We start from the raw sequence: 25,542 nt of genomic DNA, 5'->3' as shown, positions 1-25,542 counted from the left end.
GAGAGGTGACCTATGTTTTTTAAATTATTGAGAGAAGCCTTCAAAGTCAAGCAAGTTCGATCAAAAATTCTTTTTACAATTTTTATCGTCTTTGTCTTCCGTATCGGGACTAGCATTACGGTTCCATGGGTGAATGCCAATAGCTTGAATGCTTTGAGTGGTCTATCTTTTCTAAATATGTTAAGTTTGGTGTCTGGTAATGCCATGAAAAACTTTTCAGTTTTTGCACTTGGTGTTAGTCCATACATTACTGCTTCTATCGTTGTCCAACTCTTACAAATGGATTTATTACCAAAGTTTGTAGAGTGGGGCAAACAAGGGGAAGTTGGTCGTAGAAAATTGAACCAGGCAACTCGATATATTGCCCTTGTTCTTGCATTCGTGCAATCTATCGGAATTACTGCTGGTTTTAATGCTTTATCTGGAGCCAAACTTTTGACTGTTCCTTTAACACCACAAGTTTTCCTTGTGATTGGAGCAATCCTAACAGCGGGTAGTATGATTGTAACTTGGTTGGGAGAGCAAATTACTGATAAGGGTTATGGAAATGGTGTTTCCATGATTATCTTTGCGGGGATTGTTGCTTCAATTCCTGATATGATCAAGGGGATTTATGTTGACTACTTTGTCAATGTACCAAGCAGTCGCTTGACTTCATCCCTCATTTTTGTTGCTATCTTAATTGTAGCAGTCTTATTGATTGTTTACTTTACAACTTATGTTCAACAAGCTGAATATAAGATACCAATTCAGTATACTAAGGTAGCACAAGGAGCACCATCAAGTTCCTATCTTCCATTGAAGATTAACCCTGCAGGAGTTATTCCAGTTATCTTTGCTAGCTCAATTACAGCAGCACCAGCGGCAATTTTACAATTTGTAAGTGCATCTGGTCTTGATTGGGCCTGGGTACGTAGTGCTCAGGAGTTACTATCTACAACAGCCCCTACAGGTATCGCTTTGTACGCTCTGTTGATTATCCTCTTTACATTCTTCTATACATTTGTACAGATTAATCCAGAGAAGGCAGCAGAAAATTTGCAAAAGAGCGGTGCTTATATCCACGGTGTCCGTCCTGGTAAAGGGACAGAAGAGTATATGTCAAAACTTCTTCGTCGTCTCGCAACAGTCGGTTCCCTCTTCCTAGGTGTCATTTCTATTTTACCTATTGTAGCTAAGGATTTATTCGGTCTTTCAGAAGTCGTTGCTTTTGGGGGAACAAGTCTTTTGATCATTATCTCAACAGGTATTGAAGGAATTAAACAATTGGAAGGTTATTTATTGAAACGTAAGTATGTTGGTTTCATGAATACAACAGAATAATTGTAATAGAAAAGAAAATTCACTATTGCTCAGAGAGTGGAGTTTAAAAATCAAAGACCTTGTCAGATTTTTATCTCCTCTCTTCTATTTTGTTTTTAAATAGGAGTTGAAATGAATTTTTGCTTCTATTTAAAAACAAAAAAGGAGTTTGAATCATGAATCTTTTGATTATGGGCTTACCTGGTGCAGGTAAGGGTACACAAGCAGCAAAAATTGTTGAACAATTCCATGTTGCTCATATCTCAACAGGTGATATGTTCCGTGCGGCAATGGCTAACCAAACTGAAATGGGTGTCTTAGCTAAGTCTTATATCGACAAAGGCGAGTTGGTTCCAGATGAAGTTACAAATGGTATTGTGAAAGAGCGTCTTTCACAAGATGACATTAAAGAAACTGGTTTCTTGTTGGACGGATACCCACGTACAATTGAGCAAGCTCATGCCTTGGATAAAACTTTAGCTGAATTAGGGATTGAACTTGAAGGTGTTATTAACATCGAAGTAAATCCAGATTGCCTTTTGGAGCGTTTGAGTGGTCGTATCATTCACCGTGAAACTGGTGAAACTTTCCATAAAGTTTTCAACCCACCAGTTGACTACAAAGAAGAAGACTATTACCAACGTGAAGATGACAAACCTGAAACAGTAAAACGTCGTTTGGATGTTAATATTTCCCAAGGTGAACCAATTATTGCCCACTATCGTGCAAAAGGTTTGGTACATGATATCGAAGGTAACCAAGATATCAATGATGTCTTTGCAGATATCGAAAAAGTATTGACAAAATTGAAATAAAAGCGTTTTTCATGCTTGCAAAATGTCTCTACAAATGTTATACTGAGTTAGTCTGACTTATAATTGTTGTCTCTGTGTCTAGAGGCATCAAATCGAAATTTATGGAGGTACTTTTGCGTGGCAAAAGACGATGTGATTGAAGTTGAAGGTAAAGTAGTTGATACTATGCCGAATGCAATGTTTACGGTTGAACTTGAAAATGGACATCAGATTTTAGCAACAGTTTCTGGTAAAATTCGTAAAAACTATATTCGTATTTTAGCGGGAGATCGTGTTACTGTCGAAATGAGTCCATATGACTTGACACGTGGACGTATCACTTACCGCTTTAAATAATCGAAAAACTTGGAGGGATAAGAAATGAAAGTAAGACCATCGGTCAAACCAATTTGCGAATACTGTAAAGTTATTCGTCGTAATGGTCGTGTTATGGTAATTTGCCCAGCAAATCCAAAACACAAACAACGTCAAGGATAAGATAGAAAGGAGAAAATATGGCTCGTATTGCTGGAGTTGACATTCCAAATGACAAACGCGTAGTAATTTCATTGACTTATGTGTACGGTATCGGACTTCCAACATCTAAGAAAATCTTGGCAGCTGCTGGAATTTCAGAAGATGTACGTGTTCGCGATCTTACACCAGATCAAGAAGATGCTATCCGTCGTGAAGTGGATGCAATCAAAGTTGAAGGTGACCTTCGTCGTGAAGTAAACTTGAACATCAAACGTTTGATGGAAATCGGTTCATACCGTGGTATCCGTCACCGTCGTGGACTTCCTGTCCGTGGACAAAACACTAAAAACAACGCTCGCACTCGTAAAGGTAAAGCTGTTGCGATTGCTGGTAAGAAAAAATAATATAGGAGGTAAAAGTCTTGGCTAAACCAACACGTAAACGTCGTGTGAAAAAGAATATCGAATCTGGTATTGCTCATATTCACGCTACATTTAATAACACTATTGTTATGATTACTGATGTGCATGGTAATGCAATTGCTTGGTCATCAGCTGGTGCTCTTGGTTTTAAAGGTTCTCGTAAATCTACACCATTTGCTGCTCAAATGGCTTCAGAAGCTGCTGCTAAATCTGCACAAGAACACGGTCTTAAGTCAGTTGAAGTTACTGTTAAAGGTCCAGGTTCTGGTCGTGAGTCAGCTATTCGTGCTCTTGCTGCCGCTGGTCTTGAAGTAACAGCAATTCGTGATGTGACTCCAGTGCCACACAATGGTGCTCGTCCTCCAAAACGTCGCCGTGTATAATCATAACCTTACACTGCTTTTCGTTTAAGAGGGAGTAACTAAATGATCGAGTTTGAAAAACCAAATATAACAAAAATTGATGAAAATAAAGATTATGGCAAGTTTGTAATCGAACCGCTTGAACGTGGTTACGGTACAACACTTGGTAACTCTCTTCGTCGTGTACTTCTAGCTTCTCTTCCAGGGGCTGCTGTAACATCTATCAATATCGAAGGTGTATTGCATGAATTTGATACAGTTCCGGGTGTTCGCGAAGACGTGATGCAAATCATTCTGAACATCAAAGGTATTGCAGTAAAATCTTACGTTAAAGACGAAAAGATCATTGAACTAGATGTGCAAGGTCCTGCTGAAATTACAGCTGGAGATATCTTGACAGATAGCGACATTGAAATTGTAAATCCAGATCATTATCTCTTTACAATCGGTGAAGGTTCTTCTCTAAAGGCGACAATGACTGTTAACAGTGGTCGTGGATATGTACCTGCTGATGAAAATAAAAAAGATAATGCACCAGTTGGAACACTTGCTGTAGATTCTATTTATACACCAGTTACAAAAGTCAACTATCAAGTTGAACCTGCTCGTGTAGGTAGCAATGATGGTTTCGACAAATTAACCCTTGAAATCTTGACTAATGGAACAATTATTCCAGAAGATGCTTTAGGGCTTTCAGCACGTATCTTGACAGAGCACCTTGATTTGTTTACAAATCTTACAGAGATCGCTAAGTCAGCAGAAGTGATGAAAGAAGCTGATACTGAATCGGACGACCGTATCTTGGAACGTACGATTGAGGAACTTGACTTGTCTGTGCGTTCATATAACTGTTTGAAACGTGCCGGTATCAACACTGTGCATGATTTGACAGAAAAATCTGAAGCAGAGATGATGAAAGTAAGAAATCTTGGACGCAAGAGTTTGGAAGAAGTGAAAGTCAAACTCATTGATTTGGGTCTTGGATTAAAAGATAAATAAAGGAGGAATAAATGGCTTACCGTAAACTAGGACGCACTAGCTCACAACGTAAAGCAATGCTTCGCGATTTGACAACTGACCTTTTGATCAACGAATCAATCGTGACAACTGAAGCTCGTGCTAAAGAAATCCGTAAAACTGTTGAAAAAATGATTACTCTAGGTAAACGTGGTGATTTGCATGCACGTCGTCAAGCAGCTGCTTTCGTACGTAATGAAATCGCATCTGAAAACTATGATGAAGCAACTGATAAGTACACTTCTACTACAGCACTTCAAAAATTGTTCTCAGAAATCGCACCTCGTTATGCTGAGCGTAACGGTGGATACACTCGTATCCTTAAAACTGAACCACGTCGTGGTGATGCAGCGCCAATGGCGATCATCGAATTAGTATAAAATCATCAATTTTGTTGAGTGTTATGATGATGGGGTCTTGTGCTCTTAGTCTAGCTCTGGTCTACCGCTAGGACTTATGTCCTAGCGGGAACACTCATCATAAGATGATAAGGTAGACGCTTGTTTACGAAATTGTTTTTTACTAAAGAACAATTTCGTAAGCAGGCGTTTTTGAGTATTTTATTAAGAAATATGCTATACTATTGAAAACGAAAATCAACAATGTTCATTTTTTCAAAAATATTCTATAAAGAGGTTATGAGCTAATATACTATCAGTTTCAAGTTCTAAACTAGCGACCTAGTAAAAAAATACTAGTCTGGTACAAGATCAACTAAGAGATTTTTTAGGGTTTCAACTTGGATAATTGTTCACTATTAAGTGATTTAGTTACTCTATCCCCCCTTTTTTATTTTGTTTTTGGCCGAAATGGATATTGTTCTGTGTTAGAAACGGAGTTTAATCATGAAAGCTATTATTACTGTTGTTGGTAAAGATAAATCTGGAATTGTTGCAGGTGTTGCGACAAAAATTGCTGAATTAGGCTTAAATATTGATGATATCTCACAAACAGTCTTGGACGAATTCTTTACAATGATGGCTGTGGTATCTAGTGATGAAAAACAAGATTTTACTCATCTTAGAAACGAATTTGAGGTTTTTGGTCAGACTTTGAATGTCAAAATCAATATTCAAAGTGCGGCTATTTTTGATGCTATGTACAATATCTAGGAGGTATTTATGGATATTAGACAAGTTACCGAAACAATCGCTATGATTGAGGAGCAAAACTTTGACATTAGAACCATTACCATGGGGATTTCCCTTTTGGACTGTATCGATCCAGATATCAATCGTGCTGCGGAGAAAATTTATCAAAAGATTACAACCAAGGCGGCTAATTTAGTGGCTGTTGGAGATGAAATTGCGGCTGAGTTAGGAATTCCCATTGTAAATAAACGTGTGTCCGTAACTCCAATTTCCTTGATCGGTGCTGCTACAGATGCAAGGGACTATGTTCCATTAGCCAAGGCTTTGGACAGAGCTGCTAAGGAAATTGGTGTTGATTTTATTGGTGGTTTTTCTGCCTTGGTACAAAAGGGTTACCAAAAAGGTGATGAGATTCTCATCAATTCGATTCCTCGTGCTTTGGCAGAAACAGATAAGGTTTGTTCATCGGTAAATATCGGTTCTACCAAATCGGGTATCAATATGACTGCAGTAGCAGATATGGGGCGTATTATCAAGGAGACAGCTTCTCTGTCTGATATGGGTGCTGCTAAATTAGTTGTATTTGCCAACGCGGTAGAGGACAATCCTTTTATGGCAGGTGCCTTCCATGGAGTTGGTGAAGCAGATGTCATCATCAATGTAGGTGTTTCAGGACCGGGTGTTGTCAAACGTGCCTTGGAAAAGGTTCGAGGTCAGAGCTTTGATGTTGTTGCTGAAACTGTTAAAAAGACAGCCTTCAAGATTACCCGCATTGGTCAATTGGTTGGTCAAATGGCTAGTGAGCGCCTCGGAGTTGATTTTGGGATTGTCGATTTGAGTTTAGCTCCAACTCCAGCAGTGGGTGATTCTGTAGCTCGTGTTCTTGAAGAAATGGGGTTAGAGACAGTTGGGACTCATGGAACGACTGCTGCTTTGGCTCTCTTGAACGACCAAGTTAAAAAAGGTGGAGTTATGGCTTGCAACCAAGTTGGTGGTTTGTCTGGTGCCTTTATCCCAGTTTCTGAGGACGAGGGGATGATTGCTGCAGTGCAAAACGGCTCCCTTAATTTGGAAAAATTAGAAGCTATGACAGCTATCTGTTCAGTTGGTTTGGATATGATTGCCATTCCTGAGGATACACCTGCGGAAACGATTGCGGCAATGATTGCGGATGAAGCTGCTATCGGGGTCATCAATATGAAAACAACTGCTGTACGTATTATTCCAAAAGGAAAAGAAGGCGATATGATTGAATTTGGTGGCCTTCTAGGAACGGCTCCAGTCATGAAAGTTAACGGTGCCTCGTCTGTTGACTTCATTGCTCGTGGAGGGCAAATTCCAGCTCCAATCCATAGTTTTAAAAATTAAAAAGAAATGGAATCTGTTTAAGTTGGGTTTAAGGATAGACAGGTATACTATAATCATTAAATAAAGACCTCCTAACTTTATTTAATAGAAATCCTAACTTTTTCATAATAATCTCCTACAAAAGTCACTCCAAAGGGTGACTTTTGTTTTTTCTGATCAGAAATGAGCAGACTTGTATGCCCAAATTTGAGAAATTTTTGAAAAAAGATGATGATTTCAGAGTGAAAATATGTCTTTTTATTAGGTAAAAATGGGCTAAAACCTTGCTATGATTGGCTTTTTGAAAAATTATGGTATAATAGTAGTAGTTTTAATAGATGGAGTTGAATTTTGAAAAAACGCTTTCGTGTAAAAAAAGAGAAAGATTTTAGTGCAATATTTAAAAAAGGGGAGAGTTTTGCTAATCGTAAATTTGTTATTTATCGATTAGAAAATAATGAACAGCATTTTCGAGTTGGTCTATCTGTCAGTAAAAAATTAGGAAACGCTGTCATGAGGAATCAGATCAAGAGAAGAATTCGACATATTCTGATTGAACATAAAAATCAGCTGGTTGAAAATGTAGATTTTGTTGTGATTGCTCGAAAAGGTGTTGAAATCTTGGACTACGCGGAAATGGGAAAAAATCTACTTCACGTATTAAAGTTATCAAAGATTTACCAGGAAGGAAATGGGAGTGAAAAAGAAATTACAGTTGACTAGCTTAATGGTGCTTGCTTTATTTGTGATGAGCGCCTGCACGGCTAGTGGTACGACGAGTGAGATTACAGCTGAATCAACAGATTTTTGGAGTAAATTTGTTTATTTTTTTGCTGAAACCATTCGCTTTTTATCATTTGATACAAGTATTGGTCTGGGGATTATTTTATTTACCCTTTTAATCAGAACCATTCTTTTACCAGTCTTTCAGGTACAGATGGTGGCATCTAGAAAGATGCAAGAAGTACAACCACTGGTTAAGGAGTTGCGAGAACGTTATCCGGGACGGGATATGGAGAGCCGTACCAAGTTGGACCAAGAAATGCGTCAGTTGTTCAAGCAACATGGTGTGAAGCAGTCAGCTTCTCTTTGGCCAATCTTAATCCAGATGCCAGTCTTGTTGGCCTTGTTCCAAGCTTTGAGTAGAGTAGAATTTTTAAAAACAGGTCACTTCTTATGGATTAACCTTGGTGGTGTAGATACGACTTTTGTTTTGCCAATTTTGGCAGCTATCTTTACTTTCCTTAGCACCTGGTTATCCAATAAGGCAATGGTTGAGAAAAATGGCGCCATGACAGGAATGATGTATGCAATGCCAGTCATGATTTTCTTCTTTGCCATGTATTCACCAAGTGGGGTTGCCTTATACTGGGCAGTATCCAATGCTTATCAGGTGCTCCAAACCTATCTGCTTAACAATCCATTTAAGATTATTGCAGAGCGTGAGGCGGGAGTACAGGCTAAGAAGGATTTAGAAATCAAGAAGAGAAAAGCTCTCAAGAAAGCACAGAAAAAGAAAAAGTAAGGAGGAATCTTGTAATGGTATTATTTACAGGTTCAACTGTTGAGGAAGCGATCCAAACGGGATTGAAGGAATTGGGGATTCCTAGAATGAAGGCGCATATCAAGGTTGTCTCAAGGGAGAAAAAAGGTTTCTTTGGCCTTTTTGGGAAGAAACCAGCGCAAGTTGATATCGAAGCAATTAGTGAGACAACTGTTGTGAAGGCAAATCAGCAAGCAGTCAAAGGAGTTCCAAAGGAAGTTAATGCTAAGAACGAACCCGTTAAGACTGTTAGTGAGGCAACAGTAGACTTAGGTCATGTTGTTGAAGCAATCAAGAAAATCGAGGAAGAAGGACAAGGAATCTCTGAAGAGGTTAAGGCCGAAATTCTAAAAAATGAGAAAGAGGCTAGTACAATTTTAGAGGAGACTGGTCATATTGCCATTCTAAAAGATTTACTGCCAGAAGAATCTAAAGAGCAGGAAGAAGTCGAGCAGAATGATGATTTAGAAAATCTAGGTTTGAAGATTGAACCGACCTATGATATTGACCAGGTGGTTGAAGAAGTGACCAGCTATGTTCAAGGTATTATTGATGATATGGATGTTGAGGGAGCAATTTCAAGTACCTCAAATCGCCGTTCTATCAATATGCAAATTGATACCAATGAACCGGGTCGTATTATCGGTTACCATGGTAAGGTTTTGAAATCTCTCCAGCTTTTAGCGCAAAATTATCTTTATAACCGCTATTCAAGAACCTTCTATATTACCATCAATGTTAATGATTATGTAGAGCACCGTGCAGAAGTCTTGCAGAGCTATGCACAGAAGTTAGCTACACGTGTCCTAGAAGAGGGGCGTAGTCAGGTGACTGATCCAATGTCTAGCAGCGAACGTAAAATCATCCATCGTATTATTTCACGTATGGAGGGTGTCACTAGTTATTCAGAAGGTGATGAACCAAATCGTTACGTTGTCGTGGATACAGAATAGTCAAAGCAGAATCAGGGTATCCCTGATTTTTTGCTAGCCAAGGGAGATTGAGCCTATGTTGAATACAATGAGAGACTACCTTGCATACTCTGGCTTACAGTATCAAAAACCAGAGAAGGCAGGACAAGATGCTGAGAAAATGCTATATTTGAGGAGTAAGGGACAGGAAGCTAGAAAGACTTTTACAGAACTGGCTAAAGCTTTTCAAGCAAGGCATCCAGAATGGATACTGCAAAGATCGAGTCAGTGGATGAATCAAGCCCAACGTTTGCGACCCCATTTCTGGGCTTATTTACAGCGTGAAGGGGAAGTGACGGAGCCTATGTTGGCCCTTCGTTTGTATGGAAGCCCTTCTGATTTTGGAGTTTCACTAGAAGTGAGTTTTATTGAACGTAAGAAGGATGAGCGAACATTAGACAAACAAGCCAAGGTTTTAGAAGTTCCAGTGGTAGAAGGGATTTACTATCTAGTCTACTCAGATGGAGAAAGTCAAAAGATGGAGGCTACTGAGGAAAATCGCCAAGTTTTAAGAGAAAAAATCGCCCATCAGGAAGTCCGCAAAGTTTTAGTAAAGGCAGATATTCCAGTGACAGATAATTCATCCGAAGAAGAAATCGTAGAAGCCCTACTGGAAACTTATAATCAAATTCTTCCCTATTATCTAGCTACAAGAAAATAAGATAATCCGTAAAATATTATGAATCATACAGTCCAAGAGTGAACAGTCCGCTGTGTAATTCTTGGTCTTTTTGTTTCCGTTTTCAAATTATATAATAAACTTACAAAAACAATTCAAAAGGAGAACAATTATGGAAGTCATTTCAAGTGTTCTAAATTGGTTTTCTAGCAATATTTTGCAGAATCCCGCATTTTTCGTAGGTTTATTGGTGTTGATAGGATATGCACTTTTGAAAAAACCTGCTCATGACGTTTTCTCAGGTTTCGTTAAAGCAACAGTAGGATATATGTTGCTCAACGTGGGTGCTGGTGGTTTGGTTACAACCTTCCGTCCAATCTTGGCAGCCCTTAACTACAAATTCCAAATTGGTGCAGCGGTTATCGACCCTTACTTTGGACTTGCTGCAGCAAACAACAAAATTGCAGCTGAATTTCCAGATTTTGTCGGAACTGCAACTACAGCTCTGTTGATCGGTTTTGGAGTAAATATCTTGCTTGTAGCTCTACGCAAGATTACGAAAGTAAGAACCCTCTTTATTACTGGTCACATCATGGTACAACAAGCTGCGACTGTATCTCTTATGGTTCTATTCTTAGTCCCACAATTGCGCAATGCTTATGGTACAGCAGCAATCGGTATCATCTGTGGCCTTTACTGGGCAGTTAGTTCAAATATGACTGTTGAGGCAACTCAACGTCTGACTGGTGGTGGCGGATTTGCGATTGGTCACCAACAACAATTTGCAATCTGGTTTGTAGATAAAGTGGCAGGACGCTTTGGTAAGAAAGAAGAAAGTCTAGACAATCTTAAATTGCCTAAGTTCCTCTCAATCTTCCATGATACTGTTGTTGCATCTGCTACTTTGATGCTCGTATTCTTTGGAGCCATTCTGTTAATCTTGGGTCCAGATATTATGTCTAATAAAGAAGTCATCACTTCAGGAACTCTATTCAATCCTGCAAAACAAGATTTCTTTATGTACATTATCCAAACAGCCTTCACCTTCTCAGTTTACTTGTTTGTTTTGATGCAAGGTGTCCGCATGTTCGTATCTGAGTTGACAAATGCCTTCCAAGGTATTTCAAACAAATTGTTGCCAGGTTCATTCCCAGCGGTCGACGTTGCAGCTTCTTATGGATTTGGTTCTCCAAACGCGGTCTTGTCAGGATTTGCCTTTGGTTTGATTGGTCAATTGATCACAATTGTCTTGCTTATCGTCTTTAAAAACCCTATCCTTATTATTACAGGATTTGTACCAGTGTTCTTTGATAATGCAGCCATCGCGGTCTATGCTGATAAGCGTGGCGGATGGAAAGCAGCCGTTATCCTATCCTTCATTTCAGGTGTCCTCCAAGTTGCTCTAGGAGCTCTCTGTGTAGCCCTTCTCGACTTAGCATCTTACGGTGGTTACCATGGAAATATCGACTTTGAATTCCCATGGCTTGGATTTGGTTATATCTTCAAATATCTCGGTATTGTTGGTTATGTACTTGTATGTCTCTTCTTGCTCGTTATTCCTCAACTTCAATTTGCAAAAGCAAAAGATAAAGAGAAATATTACAAGGGTGAAGTTCAAGAAGAAGCTTAGTGTCTAGAAAAGGAGAAATAAAATGGTTAAAGTATTAGCAGCGTGCGGAAATGGAATGGGTTCATCTATGGTTATCAAGATGAAGGTTGAAAATGCCCTCCGTAAGCTTAATCAAACAGACTTTACAGTCAATTCATGCAGTGTCGGTGAAGCAAAAGGTTTAGCAGCAGGCTATGACATCGTAATCGCTTCTCTTCATTTGATTCAAGAATTGGAAGGTCGGACTAATGGGAAGTTAATTGGGCTTGACAACTTGATGGATGATAAAGAAATCACAGAAAAACTCAGTCAAGCGCTACAGTAAAAGGTTGGAGGGGGCTGGACAGAAACTGAGAGTTATCGTTTCTGTCCTTCTCCCTCTTTAAATAAAGGAGGCAGATATGAATTTAAAACAAGCTTTAATTGACAATGACTCGATCCGACTAGGTTTAGAGGCTAACGATTGGAAAGAAGCAGTCAAGGTAGCAGTAGATCCCTTGATTGAAAGTGGGGCGATTTTGCCAGAGTATTACGATGCTATTATCGAATCGACTGAAGAGTATGGTCCTTACTATATCTTGATGCCAGGTATGGCTATGCCCCATGCTAGACCTGAAGCTGGAGTGCAAAGAGATGCCTTTTCATTGATTACCTTGCAAAATCCTGTTGTATTTTCAGATGGGAAAGAGGTCTCTGTTTTGTTGGCACTAGCTGCAACAAGCTCAAAAATTCACACAAGTGTAGCCATTCCACAAATCATTGCCTTATTTGAATTAGAAGATTCTATCGCACGTTTACAGGCTTGCCAAACTAAAGAAGATGTCTTGGCGATGATTGAAGAATCTAAGGATAGCCCTTATCTCGAAGGATTGGATTTGGAAAGTTAGAAAGAGGAATAAAGAGATGACAAAAAGAATACCTAATTTACAAGTTGCATTAGACCATTCAGACTTGCAAGGAGCAATTAAAGCAGCTATTTCTGTTGGTCAGGAAGTAGATATTATCGAAGCTGGAACTGTTTGCTTGCTTCAAGTTGGAAGTGAACTGGTTGAAGTCTTACGTAGCCTTTTCCCAGATAAGATTATTGTGGCAGACACAAAATGTGCCGATGCTGGTGGAACAGTTGCCAAAAATAATGCCGTTCGTGGAGCAGATTGGATGACTTGTATCTGTTGTGCAACCATCCCTACTATGGAAGCAGCTCTAAAGGCTATCAAGGCTGAACGTGGAGACCGAGGAGAAATCCAAATCGAGCTTTATGGTGATTGGACTTTTGAACAAGCTCAGCTTTGGCTAGATGCAGGTATCTCACAAGCTATCTATCACCAATCTCGTGATGCCCTTCTTGCTGGTGAAACTTGGGGTGAAAAAGACCTTAATAAGGTTAAAAAACTCATTGACATGGGCTTCCGTGTTTCTGTAACAGGTGGTCTAGATGTAGATACTCTCAAACTCTTTGAAGGCGTTGATGTCTTTACCTTTATTGCAGGTCGTGGAATTACAGAGGCTCCCGATCCAGCAGGAGCAGCGCGTGCCTTCAAGGATGAAATCAAACGAATTTGGGGGTAAACCATGGCACGTCCAATTGGAATTTATGAAAAGGCAACCCCGATACACTTTACCTGGCTAGAACGTTTGAATTTTGCCAAGGAGTTAGGTTTTGATTTTGTCGAGATGTCTATTGACGAGCGAGACGAGCGTTTAGCCAGACTTGACTGGAGTAAGGACGAGCGCTTGGATATTGTCAAAGCGATCTATGAGACTGGAGTTCGTATTCCTTCGATCTGTTTTTCAGGTCATCGTCGTTACCCATTGGGATCAAATGATCCAGTTCTAGAGGAAAAATCTCTGGAACTCATGAAAAAATGTATCGAATTAGCTCAAGATTTGGGAGTTCGTACGATTCAATTAGCTGGTTACGATGTTTACTATGAGGAAAAGTCACCCCAGACACGCCAACGTTTTATCAAAAATTTGAGAAAAGCTTGTGACTGGGCTGAAGAAGCTCAGGTGGTACTTGCTATTGAAATTATGGATGATCCTTTCATCAATAGCATCGAAAAATACTTGGCTATAGAGAAAGAAATTGACTCTCCCTACCTCTTTGTCTATCCAGATATTGGTAATGTATCTGCATGGCATAATGATGTCTACAGTGAATTTTATCTCGGCCATCATGCCATCGCAGCTCTCCATCTCAAGGATACTTATGCAGTGACAGAAAGTTCAAAGGGTCAATTCCGAGATGTACCTTTCGGGGAAGGTTGTGTCAATTGGGAAGAAGCTTTCGATATTTTAAAGCAAACTAATTATAATGGACCTTTCCTAATCGAAATGTGGTCTGAAAATTGTGAAACTGTAGAAGAAACACGCGCAGCCATTCAAGAGGCGCAAGCTTTCCTCTACCCACTCATTAAGAAAGCAGGTTTGATGTAAGATGAATCAAGTAATCAATGCTATGCGTAAACGAGTCTGTGATGCCAATCAATCATTGCCAAAACATGGACTTGTTAAATTTACCTGGGGCAATGTATCGGAAGTCAATCGCGAACTTGGTGTCATTGTTATTAAACCATCAGGTGTAGATTATGACGAATTGACACCTGAAAACATGGTGGTGACTGACCTAGATGGTAAGGTCCTAGAAGGAGATTTAAGACCATCTTCTGACCTCCCAACTCATGTGCAGTTATATAAGGCTTGGCCAGAAATTGCTAGTGTGGTCCACACCCATTCGACAGAAGCCGTTGGTTGGGCTCAGGCAGGCCGTGATATTCCTTTCTACGGAACAACCCATGCTGATTATTTCTACGGTTCAATTCCTTGCGCCCGTAGTTTGACCAAGGATGAAGTAGAAGTAGCCTATGAAAAAGATACTGGCCTAGTTATCGTAGAAGAGTTTGAACGTCGTGGTCTCAACCCTGTTGAAGTACCAGGGATTGTCGTACGTAATCACGGTCCATTCACCTGGGGCAAAAACCCAGAGAATGCTGTCTATCACTCTGTTGTATTAGAGGAAGTATCTAAGATGAATCGCTTTACAGAGCAAATCAATCCAAGAGTTGAACCTGCTCCTCAGTACATCCTAGAAAAACACTACCAACGTAAACATGGACCAAATGCTTATTACGGTCAAAAGAAATAAGAAATTGAATTGAAAAGAGGCTAGGACCTTTCGATCCAAGCCTCGCTTTTGTAGTTGTCAGTATCCACTGTTAAGAGTTTACAGCATATAATTGCAAAGTCTGTACGAATGTGATACCATTATAAAGTTGTTTTGGAAGCGATTGACAAATAGAGGAGTATGAATTATGGTTTTAGATAAGGCGAGCTGTGACTTGCTTCAATATTTGATGGATCAAGAAACGTCCAAAACGATTATGACGATTTCAAAAGATCTGGCTCAATCTCGAAGAAAAATCTACTATCACATTGATAAAATCAATGATGCTTTGGACGATGAGAATTTGCATATCATCAGTCTGCCTCGGATTGGTATTTACTTGACCGATGAACAAAGAGAAGCTTGTCGTCAATTATTAGACGAAGTTGATTCTTATGATTACATCATGAGTGCAAACGAGCGGATGCAGCTGATGCTCCTTCTTATTGGTATTTCCAAAGAGAGAATCACGCTTGAAAAACTCATGGAATTGACAGAAGTTTCTCGAAATACGGTCCTAAATGATTTAAATACCATTCGTTACCAGCTGACATTAGAGCAGTATCAAGTAACGCTTCAAGTTAGTAAATCTCGCGGTTACTATCTAAATGCACATCCTCTTAATAAAATCCAGTATCTTCAATCCCTTCTCTATCATATCTTTATGGAGGAAAATCCAGCCTTTGTTGCTATTTTAGAGGAAAAAATCAAGGAAAGATTAGACGGTGAGATGCTTCTTTCCGATGAGGTCAATCAATTTCTCAAAAAACAGGTTCCGTTGGTTGAGCAAGATTTGGGGAAAAAAATAAACCATCACGAAGTCACTTTTATGTTACAGGTCCTCCCCTATCTTCTACTTGGATGTGATACCGTTACTCGTAATCAGGACAAACACCAAGAAATTGAGCAAGAGTTTTCATTGATTCGAAAGAGAATTGAATATCAGGTATCAAAAAAACTAGGAGAGCGCTTGTTTGAAACATTTAGCATCTCGTTTTCAGAATTAGATAGATCTCTGTTAGCCATTCTTTTGTTATCCTATCGAAAAGATCGAGACATCCATGCAGAAAGTAAAGATTTTCAGCATTTGAGAATGGCTTTAGAAGAGTTTATTTGGTATTTTGAATCCCAAACCAGAATGGAGATTGAACAGAAAGAAGATTTACTGAGAAATCTTGTGATTCATTGTAAGGCTCTACTATTTAGAAAAAATTATGGGATCTTCTCAAAAAATCCCTTAACACGTCAGATTCGTTCTAAGTATAGTGAACTTTTCGTAATTACAAAAAAATGTGCAGAAGTGTTAGAAGAAGCTTGGCAGATTCGATTGACGGATGATGAGATTGCCTATTTGACCATTCATGTTGGAGGTTTTTTAAAGTATACTCCATCGATTCAAAACAATACCAAGAAGATTTATATTGTGTGTGATGAAGGAGTGGGCGTCTCTAAACTCTTACTTAAACAATGTCGATTCTATCTTCCAAATGAACAGATAGGGGCAGTCTTTACAACTGAGCAGTTCAAAAGCGTAGAGGATATTACTCAGGTTGATTTACTAATCACAACCAACGATGAACTTGAGAGTCATTTCCCAGTTTTAAAGGTAAATCCTATACTTGAGGCAGAAGATATTTTACGCATAACAGACTTTATGAAGAATAAGGTCCTCAGAAAAGACGGTCGAACCTTCAAGGAAAATCTATCAACAATTATTACTACCTATATATCTGATAAACACGCTGCAGCAAAATTAAAGGAAGAAATTCAACTCTTAATCAACCAAGAATTAGTCATCCAAGCTTTTTTAGATGAATCATAAATATCACAGTCCAATGATGAACACAAACCTGTGTTTTTCTTGGTCTTTTTTAATATTTCGGTCGGTGTTATACTAAGTATGAAATGAATACTTGAACAAAATATGGAGGATTTCAAATGCCAAACGTAAAAGAAATTACGAGAGAATCATGGATTTTAGCTACTTTCCCAGAATGGGGAACATGGTTGAATGAAGAAATCGAAGAAGAAGTCGTGCCTGAAGGCAACTTTGCCATGTGGTGGCTAGGTAACTGTGGTACTTGGATTAAGACACCAGGTGGTGCTAACGTTGTCATGGACCTTTGGTCAAACCGTGGAAAATCAACCAAAAAAGTGAAAGATATGGTTCGTGGGCACCAAATGGCAAATATGGCAGGTGTTCGTAAATTGCAACCAAACTTGCGTGTTCAGCCAATGGTTATTGATCCATTTGCTATCAACGAACTCGACTACTACTTGGTTTCACACTTCCACAGTGACCATATCGACCCATACACAGCTGCAGCGATTCTCAACAATCCTAAGTTAGATCATGTTAAGTTTATCGGTCCTTACCATTGTGGTCGAATCTGGGAAGGCTGGGGTGTTCCAAAAGAACGAATCATCGTTGTGAAGCCAGGTGATACTATCGAACTAAAAGACATGAAGATTCATGCGGTAGAATCATTTGACCGTACTTGCTTGGTAACTCTACCAGTAAATGGAGCTGACGAAACAGGTGGTGAACTTGCTGGGTTGGCTGTTACAGATGAAGAAATGGCTCAAAAGGCTGTTAACTATGTCTTTGAAACACCAGGTGGAACCATCTATCATGGAGCTGATTCTCACTTCTCTAACTACTTTGCAAAACATGGTAAAGACTTCAAAATTGATGTTGCTTTGAATAACTATGGTGAAAACCCAGTAGGTATCCAAGATAAAATGACCTCTATTGACCTACTTCGCATGGCAGAAAATCTTCGTGCAAAAGTCATTATTCCAGTTCACTATGATATCTGGTCTAACTTCATGGCTTCTACGAATGAAATCCTAGAACTTTGGAAGATGAGAAAAGATCGTTTGCAATACGATTTCCATCCATTTATCTGGGAAGTTGGTGGTAAATACACTTATCCTCAAGACCAACACTTAATAGAATATCATCACCCACGTGGTTTTGATGACTGCTTCGAACAAGACTCAAATATCCAATTCAAAGCCTTGCTTTAATATAAAAATTTTTTCTGGAGGTTATCCGTATGTTGCACGATACGGATAATTTTCATATAATAGTACAAATAGAATATGTGATAGACCTATCACCTCAAAGAGAAAGGAAATTCTATGTCAAATCTATCTGTTAATGCGATTCGTTTTCTAGGTATTGACGCTATCAATAAAGCCAACTCAGGTCACCCAGGGGTGGTTATGGGAGCTGCACCGATGGCCTACAGCCTATTCACTAAAGAACTTCGTATTAATCCAGCTCAACCAAACTGGATTAACCGCGACCGTTTCATTCTTTCAGCTGGTCACGGATCAATGCTTCTTTATGCCCTTCTCCACCTTTCTGGTTTTGAAGATGTGAGCATGGATGAAGTAAAGAACTTCCGTCAGTGGGGCTCTAAAACTCCAGGTCACCCAGAATTTGGGCATACTGCAGGAGTTGATGCAACAACAGGTCCTCTAGGACAAGGGATTGCGACTGCGACAGGTTTTGCACAAGCAGAATGTTTCCTTGCAGCTAAGTACAACCGTGAAGGTTATAACATCTTTGACCACTACACTTACGTTATCTGTGGAGATGGTGACTTGATGGAAGGTGTCTCAAGCGAAGCTGCTTCTTATGCAGGCTTGCAAAAACTAGACAAGTTGGTTGTTCTTTATGATTCAAATGATATCAACTTGGATGGTGAGACAAAAGATTCATTCACAGAAAGTGTTCGCGATCGTTACAATGCCTACGGTTGGCATACAGCTTTGGTAGAAGATGGAACAGATTTAGAAGCTATTCATGCTGCTATTGAAGAAGCTAAGGCTTCAGGAAAACCATCTTTGATCGAAGTGAAAACTGTTATTGGTTATGGTTCTCCAAACAAACAAGGGACTAACGCTGTACACGGTGCTCCTCTTGGTGCAGACGAAACTGCTGCAACTCGCCAAGCACTGGGTTGGGACTACGAACCGTTTGAAATCCCGGCAGAAGTTTATGCTGATTTCAAAGAAAATGTTGCAGACCGTGGTGCATCAGCATACGAAGCATGGACAAAACTAGTCGCAGATTACAAAGAAGCTCACCCAGAACTTGCTGCAGAAGTGGAGGCAATCATTGAAGGACGCGATCCAGTTGAGGTGACTCCAGAAGACTTCCCAGCTTTAGAAAATGGCTTCTTTCAAGCAACTCGTAACTCAAGTCAGGATGCTTTGAATGTAGTGGCTGCTAAATTGCCAACCTTCCTCGGTGGATCAGCTGACCTTGCTCATTCAAATATGACTTACATCAAAACTGATGGACTTCAAGATGATGCAAATCGCTTAAATCGTAACATCCAATTTGGTGTTCGTGAATTTGCTATGGGTACTGTCTTGAACGGAATGGCTCTTCACGGTGGACTTCGTGTTTATGGTGGAACATTCTTCGTATTCTCAGACTATCTTAAGGCAGCAGTTCGATTGTCAGCTCTACAAGGTCTTCCTGTAACTTATGTCTTCACCCACGATTCAATCGCAGTTGGTGAAGACGGACCAACTCATGAACCAATTGAGCACTTGGCAGGTCTTCGTGCGATTCCAAACCTCAATGTTTTCCGTCCAGCAGATGCGCGTGAAACTCAAGCAGCTTGGTATCTTGCAGTGAAGAGCGAGAAAACACCAACTGTTCTTGTCTTGACTCGTCAAAACTTGACTGTTGAAGAAGGAACAGACTTTGAGAAGGTTGCGAAAGGTGCTTACGTGGTATATGAAAATGCAGCAGATTTTGACACTATCTTGATTGCAACAGGTTCAGAAGTGAACTTAGCAGTAGCAGCTGCTAAAGAATTGGCAAGTCAAGGTGGCAAAGTTCGCGTAGTCAGCATGCCATCTACAGATGTATTTGACGCACAAGATGCAGCCTACAAAGAAGAAATCTTACCAAATGCAGTTCGTCGCCGTGTAGCAGTCGAAATGGGAGCAACTCAAAACTGGTATAAATACGTTGGTCTTGATGGAGCAGTTCTTGGTATTGATACCTTTGGAGCATCTGCCCCAGCACCAAAAGTTTTAGCAGAATATGGATTTACAGTTGAAAACTTAGTAGAACTTGTAAACAACTTGAAATAAGAAAAATCAGGGCATTTGCTCTGGTTTTTTATTGACCTAAAATCAAGGTGCAATCTTGTAAAAACAAGTGAAATTTGATATAGTAGTTTTATCTGAATTACAAAGGAGTAAAAAATAATGGGTGGGAATTTAACATTCTTGATTATGCTTGTTTTGATGTTGGGCTTGATGTTTTTCATGCAACGTTCTCAAAAGAAACAAGCTGAAAAACGTATGGAGAGCCTCAACAAACTTCAAAAAGGCTACGAAGTCATCACTATCGGTGGTCTCTACGGTACAGTCGATGAAGTTGATACTGAAAACAAAACGATTGTACTTGATGTAGACGGAGTATACTTGACTTTTGAATTAGGTGCAATTAGAACAGTTTTGCCAGTCAAAGAAGCTGTCACACCTGAAGGTGCAGTTATCGAAGAAGGCAGTGCTATTGAAGAATAAAACGGGGTGGAATACATTCCCGTTTTTCTATAAATGAGAGGAACAATGATGAAAAAAGTTGTCTTTGTCTGTCTTGGCAATATTTGTCGTAGTCCTATGGCGGAATTTGTAATGAAATCCCTGACCGATAAATATGAGATTCAAAGTCGAGCGACTTCTTCCTGGGAACACGGTAATCCAATCCACAAAGGGACGCAAGGCATCTTTCGAAGTCATGGCGTTCCTTATGATACTTCAAAAACTTCCCAACAAATTTCTAAAAAAGATTTTGAGTATTTTGACTATATCATTGGGATGGATGAGTCTAATCTCGCTGATTTGCGTCAGATGTGTCCACAGGATCAACAATACAAGATACAGCCTTTTGCATCTGAAAGCGTTCCAGATCCCTGGTATACAGGTGATTTTGAAGAAACTTATGACCGAGTTTTAACAGGTTGTCAGGCTTGGTTAAGTCGCTTAGAAAATGAGAGTGAACATGGAAAATTTAAAAAAACTCTATGAAAAATATAGTGTCTATTTAACACGTCCCCGTTTAGAAATTGCGACAGTGATCGTCATTGTTGTCTGTGCAGGTCTCGTATTTTTGACCAATCTTCCAAAACAGGGCGTTCTTAAGCTTGATAACGATGCTATTATTTATGACGGGAGCCTAGTTCGTGGTAAGATGAATGGTCAGGGCACTGTTACCTTCTCAAACGGTGATACCTATACTGGAGAATTTAGCAATGGTGCCTTCAATGGTAAAGGTACCTACCAAGCTAAAGCAGGTTGGGTATATGAGGGAGACTTTGTAAATGGCCAAGCTGAAGGAAAAGGAAAACTAACTACCGAACAAGAAGTAGTCTATGAAGGGGACTTCAAACAAGGTTTATTTCAACAAGCACAATAACCTCCTCCTAGAAGGAGGTATTCTTCCAGAACGATAGAAAGCGCTTACATGGAAATAAAAACGGCTTACAAGACTGTTTTACAACTAAGTTTGTGAAAAATAAAACTTTTATGGAATAATTCACAAACTTTAAGTGAAAAAGCGCATGTGTGGGTATATTTGAAATTGTTTTCACAAACAAACAAAAAAAGTTTGTGAAATGCTCATGAAACTGTTTACAAATTTTAAAAAAAGAGTTATAATAAACTTGTGAAAAAATTAACAAAGGATTTACAATCCTTGAAAGCTATGGAGGAAAATATGGCTGATAAAAAAACTGTAACACCAGAAGAAAAGAAACTCGCTGCTGAAAAGCATGTCGATGGTTTGGTGCAAAAAGCTTTAGTTGCCCTTGAAGAAATGCGTAAACTCGACCAAGATCAAGTCGATTATATCGTAGCAAAAGCTTCAGTTGCAGCACTTGATGCTCACGGAGAATTGGCTTTACATGCCTTTGAAGAAACAGGACGTGGAGTATTTGAAGATAAAGCAACTAAAAACCTATTTGCTTGTGAGCACGTAGTAAACAACATGCGCCACACTAAAACAGTTGGTGTTATCGAAGAAGATGATGTAACAGGATTGACTCTTATCGCTGAACCGGTTGGTGTTGTTTGTGGTATTACTCCAACAACTAACCCAACTTCAACAGCAATCTTTAAAGCGTTGATTTCATTGAAGACTCGTAATCCTATTGTCTTTGCATTCCACCCATCAGCTCAAGAATCATCAGCTCACGCAGCTCAAATCGTTCGTGATGCAGCGATTAAAGCAGGAGCTCCTGAAAACTGTGTACAGTGGATTACTGAACCATCTATGGAAGCAACTAGTGCGCTTATGAACCACGAAGGTATTGCAACAATCCTTGCAACAGGTGGTAATGCCATGGTTAAAGCCGCATACTCATGTGGTAAACCAGCTCTTGGGGTAGGTGCCGGTAACGTTCCAGCTTATGTTGAAAAATCAGCTAACATCCGCCAAGCTGCTCACGATATTGTAATGTCTAAATCATTTGACAACGGTATGGTCTGTGCATCTGAACAAGCGGTTATCATTGATAAAGAAATTTACGATGAATTTGTAGCAGAGTTCAAATCTTATCACACTTACTTTGTAAACAAAAAAGAAAAAGCTCTTCTTGAAGAGTTCTGCTTCGGCGTGAAAGCAAACAGCAAAAACTGTGCTGGTGCAAAATTGAACGCTGACATCGTTGGTAAACCAGCAACTTGGATTGCAGAACAAGCAGGATTTACTGTTCCAGAAGGAACAAACATTCTTGCTGCAGAATGTAAAGAAGTTGGTGAAAACGAGCCATTAACTCGTGAAAAATTGTCACCAGTTATCGCAGTTTTGAAATCTGAAAGCCGTGAAGATGGTATTGCTAAAGCTCGTCAAATGGTTGAATTTAACGGTCTTGGACACTCAGCTGCCATCCATACTGCTGATGAAGAATTGACTAAAGAATTTGGTAAAGCTGTTAAAGCTATTCGTGTTATCTGTAACTCACCTTCTACTTTCGGTGGTATTGGGGACGTTTATAATGCCTTCTTGCCATCATTGACACTCGGATGTGGTTCTTACGGACGTAACTCAGTTGGGGATAACGTTAGCGCCATCAACCTCTTGAACATCAAAAAAGTCGGAAGACGGAGAAATAACATGCAATGGATGAAACTTCCTTCAAAAACATACTTTGAACGTGATTCAATTCAATACCTTCAAAAATGTCGTGACGTTGAACGTGTCATGATCGTTACTGACCATGCCATGGTAGAGCTTGGTTTCCTTGATCGTATCATCGAACAACTTGACCTTCGTCGCAATAAGGTTGTTTACCAAATTTTTGCAGATGTAGAACCAGATCCAGATATCACTACAGTTGAACGTGGTACTGAAATCATGCGTGCCTTCAAACCAGATACAATCATCGCTCTTGGTGGTGGATCTCCAATGGATGCTGCTAAAGTAATGTGGCTCTTCTATGAGCAACCAGAAGTGGACTTCCGTGACCTTGTACAAAAATTCATGGATATCCGTAAACGTGCTTTCAAATTCCCATTGCTTGGTAAGAAGACTAAATTCATCGCTATCCCAACTACATCTGGTACAGGATCTGAAGTAACTCCATTTGCCGTTATCTCTGATAAAGCAAACAACCGTAAATACCCAATCGCTGACTACTCATTGACACCAACTGTGGCAATCGTAGACCCTGCTTTGGTATTGACAGTTCCTGGATTTGTTGCTGCTGATACTGGTATGGACGTATTGACTCACGCAACTGAAGCATACGTATCACAAATGGCTAGCGACTACACTGACGGTCTTGCGCTTCAAGCTATCAAACTTGTATTCGAAAACCTTGAAAGTTCAGTTAAGAATGCAGACTTCCACTCACGTGAGAAAATGCATAACGCTTCAACAATCGCTGGTATGGCCTTTGCCAATGCCTTCCTAGGTATTTCTCACTCAATGGCTCACAAGATTGGTGCGCAATTCCACACAGTTCACGGACGTACAAATGCAATCTTGCTTCCATATGTTATCCGTTACAACGGTACTCGCCCAGCTAAGACAGCTACATGGCCTAAGTACAACTACTACCGTGCAGACGAGAAATATCAAGATATCGCTCGTATGCTTGGACTTCCAGCTTCTACACCAGAAGAAGGGGTTGAATCTTTTGCAAAAGCTGTTTACGAACTCGGTGAGCGCGTAGGTATCGAAATGAACTTCAAAGCACAAGGTGTTGACGAAAAAGAATGGAAAGAACATTCACGTGAATTGGCCTTCCTTGCTTATGAAGACCAATGTTCACCTGCAAACCCACGTCTTCCAATGGTTGACCATATGCAAGAAATCATCGAAGATGCATACTATGGTTACAAAGAAAGACCAGGACGCCGTAAATAATTGATTATCAGCCAAAACCGAGGGGAACCTCGGTTTTTTATGGTTAGAGAGTGTGTTTTCATAAAAAATTGCTAGCATGAGAGTCAGATGCAAGGCCAAGTAAAGAAATGAAAATATTACCAAAGCTCATCAGAAAATCAAGGCCAGCGCTTGCAATTAAACTCAAATAGTTATATAATAGTTTTGTTGAAAGGTGATTTGTAGTGATTCAAGTTACTCTTTTCACAATAAAATTTTCATGATTTTCATAAGGAGGAAATCACTAATGGTAGTTAAAGTTGGTATTAACGGTTTCGGACGTATCGGTCGTCTTGCTTTCCGCCGTATCCAAAACGTAGAAGGTGTTGAAGTTACTCGCATCAACGACCTTACAGATCCAGTTATGCTTGCACACTTGTTGAAATATGACACAACTCAAGGTCGTTTCGACGGAACTGTGGAAGTTAGAGAAGGTGGATTTGAAGTTAACGGTAAATTCATCCGTGTTTCTGCTGAACGTGATCCAGAACAAATCGACTGGGCTAACGACGGTGTAGAAATCGTTCTTGAAGCTACTGGTTTCTTTGCTAAGAAAGCAGCTGCTGAAAAACACTTGCACCCAGGTGGAGCTAAGAAAGTTGTTATTACTGCTCCTGGTGGAAACGACGTTAAAACAGTTGTATTCAACACTAACCACGATGTTCTTGATGGTACTGAAACAGTTATCTCAGGTGCTTCATGTACTACAAACTGCTTGGCTCCAATGGCTAAAGCTCTTCAAGACAACTTTGGTGTTGTAGAAGGATTGATGACTACTATCCACGCTTACACTGGTGACCAAATGATCCTTGACGGACCACACCGTGGTGGTGACCTTCGTCGTGCTCGCGCTGGTGCAGCAAACATCGTTCCTAACTCAACTGGTGCTGCTAAAGCTATCGGTCTTGTAATCCCAGAATTGAACGGTAAACTTGACGGATCTGCACAACGCGTTCCAACTCCAACTGGATCAGTTACTGAATTGGTTGCTGTTCTTGAAAAGAACGTTACTGTTGATGAAGTGAACGCAGCTATGAAAGCAGCTTCAAACGAATCATACGGTTACACAGAAGATCCAATTGTATCTTCAGATATCGTAGGTATGTCTTACGGATCATTGTTTGACGCAACTCAAACTAAAGTTCTTGACGTTGACGGTAAACAATTGGTTAAAGTTGTTTCATGGTACGACAACGAAATGTCATACACTGCACAACTTGTACGTACTCTTGAATACTTCGCTAAAATCGCTAAATAATTCTTGAGTTGATAAAAGCGGCTCTATAATATTTGTAGTGGGTAAATCCCCTATAGATATTATGGAGCCTATTTTGTTGTAGAAAAAAAGTCCCATATGACCTATAATGAAAAGCGACAAAACAACTCATTAGAAAGATTCATATG

28 protein-coding genes are annotated in these 25,542 nt (G+C 39.7%); all 28 read left to right on the top strand.

All coding sequences use genetic code 11. The annotated features are described in order from the left end of the window. The first annotated feature begins 12 nt into the window (after window positions 1-12). The 28 genes from secY to gap all read left to right on the top strand — a co-directional run bounded on the left by secY (window position 13) and on the right by gap (window position 25,396). Window positions 13-1,323 carry a preprotein translocase subunit SecY gene (secY, locus tag QM867_RS06440; protein ID WP_000465391.1) on the top strand — a complete coding sequence of 437 codons (1,311 nt, stop codon included), beginning with the start codon at window positions 13-15 and terminating at the stop codon, window positions 1,321-1,323. Between the two features lie 155 nt (window positions 1,324-1,478). Then, complete coding sequence (locus tag QM867_RS06435; protein ID WP_075230993.1) at window positions 1,479-2,117, top strand: adenylate kinase; 639 nt, start codon at window positions 1,479-1,481, stop codon at window positions 2,115-2,117. Window positions 2,118-2,234: 117 nt separating this feature from the next. Continuing rightward, the gene (gene infA, locus QM867_RS06430; RefSeq protein ID WP_001029883.1) at window positions 2,235-2,453 is read left to right on the top strand and encodes a translation initiation factor IF-1; all 219 of its coding nucleotides are present in this window, start codon (window positions 2,235-2,237) and stop codon (window positions 2,451-2,453) included. A gap of 24 nt (window positions 2,454-2,477) precedes the next feature. Continuing rightward, the gene (rpmJ, locus tag QM867_RS06425) at window positions 2,478-2,594 is read left to right on the top strand and encodes a 50S ribosomal protein L36 (RefSeq protein ID WP_001808836.1); all 117 of its coding nucleotides are present in this window, start codon (window positions 2,478-2,480) and stop codon (window positions 2,592-2,594) included. A gap of 17 nt (window positions 2,595-2,611) precedes the next feature. Further along, on the top strand, window positions 2,612-2,977 hold the full coding sequence (rpsM, locus tag QM867_RS06420; protein WP_000090783.1) for a 30S ribosomal protein S13: 366 nt from the start codon (window positions 2,612-2,614) through the stop codon (window positions 2,975-2,977). 17 nt (window positions 2,978-2,994) lie between these two features. After that, on the top strand, window positions 2,995-3,378 hold the full coding sequence (rpsK, locus tag QM867_RS06415) for a 30S ribosomal protein S11 (RefSeq protein ID WP_001118385.1): 384 nt from the start codon (window positions 2,995-2,997) through the stop codon (window positions 3,376-3,378). Between the two features lie 42 nt (window positions 3,379-3,420). Then, the gene (locus tag QM867_RS06410; RefSeq protein ID WP_000568996.1) at window positions 3,421-4,356 is read left to right on the top strand and encodes a DNA-directed RNA polymerase subunit alpha; all 936 of its coding nucleotides are present in this window, start codon (window positions 3,421-3,423) and stop codon (window positions 4,354-4,356) included. 11 nt (window positions 4,357-4,367) lie between these two features. Further along, the gene (gene rplQ, locus QM867_RS06405; RefSeq protein WP_000331493.1) at window positions 4,368-4,754 is read left to right on the top strand and encodes a 50S ribosomal protein L17; all 387 of its coding nucleotides are present in this window, start codon (window positions 4,368-4,370) and stop codon (window positions 4,752-4,754) included. Window positions 4,755-5,219: 465 nt separating this feature from the next. After that, on the top strand, window positions 5,220-5,486 hold the full coding sequence (locus QM867_RS06400) for an ACT domain-containing protein (protein WP_000644115.1): 267 nt from the start codon (window positions 5,220-5,222) through the stop codon (window positions 5,484-5,486). 9 nt (window positions 5,487-5,495) lie between these two features. Then, window positions 5,496-6,833 (top strand): PFL family protein, encoded by a 1,338-nt coding sequence (locus tag QM867_RS06395; RefSeq protein WP_075230992.1) that lies wholly within the window; start codon window positions 5,496-5,498, stop codon window positions 6,831-6,833. Window positions 6,834-7,163: 330 nt separating this feature from the next. Continuing rightward, window positions 7,164-7,535 carry a ribonuclease P protein component gene (rnpA, locus tag QM867_RS06390; RefSeq protein ID WP_060956304.1) on the top strand — a complete coding sequence of 124 codons (372 nt, stop codon included), beginning with the start codon at window positions 7,164-7,166 and terminating at the stop codon, window positions 7,533-7,535. Beyond that, a complete protein-coding gene (locus QM867_RS06385; protein ID WP_186822539.1) occupies window positions 7,510-8,337 on the top strand; it encodes a YidC/Oxa1 family membrane protein insertase in 828 nt (275 codons plus the stop codon). Before rnpA ends, QM867_RS06385 begins: the two co-directional genes overlap by 26 nt. 14 nt (window positions 8,338-8,351) lie before the next feature. Then, complete coding sequence (jag, locus tag QM867_RS06380; protein ID WP_414315382.1) at window positions 8,352-9,308, top strand: RNA-binding cell elongation regulator Jag/EloR; 957 nt, start codon at window positions 8,352-8,354, stop codon at window positions 9,306-9,308. A 55-nt stretch (window positions 9,309-9,363) separates the two neighbouring features. Next, window positions 9,364-9,987 (top strand): HI_0552 family protein, encoded by a 624-nt coding sequence (locus tag QM867_RS06375; protein WP_414315381.1) that lies wholly within the window; start codon window positions 9,364-9,366, stop codon window positions 9,985-9,987. Window positions 9,988-10,117: 130 nt separating this feature from the next. Beyond that, a complete protein-coding gene (locus QM867_RS06370) occupies window positions 10,118-11,575 on the top strand; it encodes a PTS ascorbate transporter subunit IIC (protein ID WP_049548841.1) in 1,458 nt (485 codons plus the stop codon). Between the two features lie 22 nt (window positions 11,576-11,597). Continuing rightward, the gene (locus QM867_RS06365) at window positions 11,598-11,879 is read left to right on the top strand and encodes a PTS sugar transporter subunit IIB (protein ID WP_000241466.1); all 282 of its coding nucleotides are present in this window, start codon (window positions 11,598-11,600) and stop codon (window positions 11,877-11,879) included. A 76-nt stretch (window positions 11,880-11,955) separates the two neighbouring features. Next, entirely contained in the window at window positions 11,956-12,441 is a 486-nt protein-coding gene (locus tag QM867_RS06360) for a PTS sugar transporter subunit IIA (protein WP_061863925.1), read from the top strand. A gap of 16 nt (window positions 12,442-12,457) precedes the next feature. Further along, entirely contained in the window at window positions 12,458-13,123 is a 666-nt protein-coding gene (locus tag QM867_RS06355) for a 3-keto-L-gulonate-6-phosphate decarboxylase UlaD (RefSeq protein WP_371608056.1), read from the top strand. A 3-nt stretch (window positions 13,124-13,126) separates the two neighbouring features. Further along, window positions 13,127-13,990 carry an L-ribulose-5-phosphate 3-epimerase gene (locus QM867_RS06350; RefSeq protein ID WP_414315380.1) on the top strand — a complete coding sequence of 288 codons (864 nt, stop codon included), beginning with the start codon at window positions 13,127-13,129 and terminating at the stop codon, window positions 13,988-13,990. Between the two features lies 1 nt (window position 13,991). Continuing rightward, window positions 13,992-14,699, top strand: coding sequence for an L-ribulose-5-phosphate 4-epimerase (locus tag QM867_RS06345; RefSeq protein WP_006153388.1), 708 nt, complete (start codon window positions 13,992-13,994; stop codon window positions 14,697-14,699). A gap of 166 nt (window positions 14,700-14,865) precedes the next feature. After that, on the top strand, window positions 14,866-16,539 hold the full coding sequence (locus QM867_RS06340) for a BglG family transcription antiterminator (RefSeq protein WP_414315379.1): 1,674 nt from the start codon (window positions 14,866-14,868) through the stop codon (window positions 16,537-16,539). A gap of 116 nt (window positions 16,540-16,655) precedes the next feature. Then, window positions 16,656-17,747, top strand: coding sequence for an L-ascorbate 6-phosphate lactonase (gene ulaG, locus QM867_RS06335; RefSeq protein WP_414267818.1), 1,092 nt, complete (start codon window positions 16,656-16,658; stop codon window positions 17,745-17,747). A 114-nt stretch (window positions 17,748-17,861) separates the two neighbouring features. Then, a complete protein-coding gene (gene tkt / locus QM867_RS06330; RefSeq protein ID WP_414315378.1) occupies window positions 17,862-19,838 on the top strand; it encodes a transketolase in 1,977 nt (658 codons plus the stop codon). Between the two features lie 117 nt (window positions 19,839-19,955). Next, entirely contained in the window at window positions 19,956-20,276 is a 321-nt protein-coding gene (gene yajC / locus QM867_RS06325; protein WP_049504890.1) for a preprotein translocase subunit YajC, read from the top strand. A gap of 48 nt (window positions 20,277-20,324) precedes the next feature. Beyond that, window positions 20,325-20,780, top strand: a complete 456-nt coding sequence (locus tag QM867_RS06320; RefSeq protein ID WP_414315400.1) for a low molecular weight protein-tyrosine-phosphatase — start codon at window positions 20,325-20,327, stop codon at window positions 20,778-20,780. Next, window positions 20,755-21,168, top strand: coding sequence for an MORN repeat-containing protein (locus QM867_RS06315; protein ID WP_049504892.1), 414 nt, complete (start codon window positions 20,755-20,757; stop codon window positions 21,166-21,168). The genes QM867_RS06320 and QM867_RS06315 overlap by 26 nt, the downstream gene beginning before the upstream one ends. Before the next feature lie 300 nt (window positions 21,169-21,468). Continuing rightward, window positions 21,469-24,120 (top strand): bifunctional acetaldehyde-CoA/alcohol dehydrogenase, encoded by a 2,652-nt coding sequence (gene adhE / locus QM867_RS06310; protein ID WP_060956407.1) that lies wholly within the window; start codon window positions 21,469-21,471, stop codon window positions 24,118-24,120. Between the two features lie 265 nt (window positions 24,121-24,385). Further along, the gene (gene gap, locus QM867_RS06305) at window positions 24,386-25,396 is read left to right on the top strand and encodes a type I glyceraldehyde-3-phosphate dehydrogenase (RefSeq protein WP_049492462.1); all 1,011 of its coding nucleotides are present in this window, start codon (window positions 24,386-24,388) and stop codon (window positions 25,394-25,396) included. The last annotated feature ends 146 nt before the right edge of the window (window positions 25,397-25,542 follow it).

The organism is Streptococcus infantis (assembly GCF_047463635.1).
In the GTDB taxonomy this organism is placed as follows: domain Bacteria; phylum Bacillota; class Bacilli; order Lactobacillales; family Streptococcaceae; genus Streptococcus; species Streptococcus infantis_W.
The sequence above is the reverse complement of the archived record's forward strand: the minus strand, read 5'-3'. Positions and strand labels throughout refer to the sequence as shown.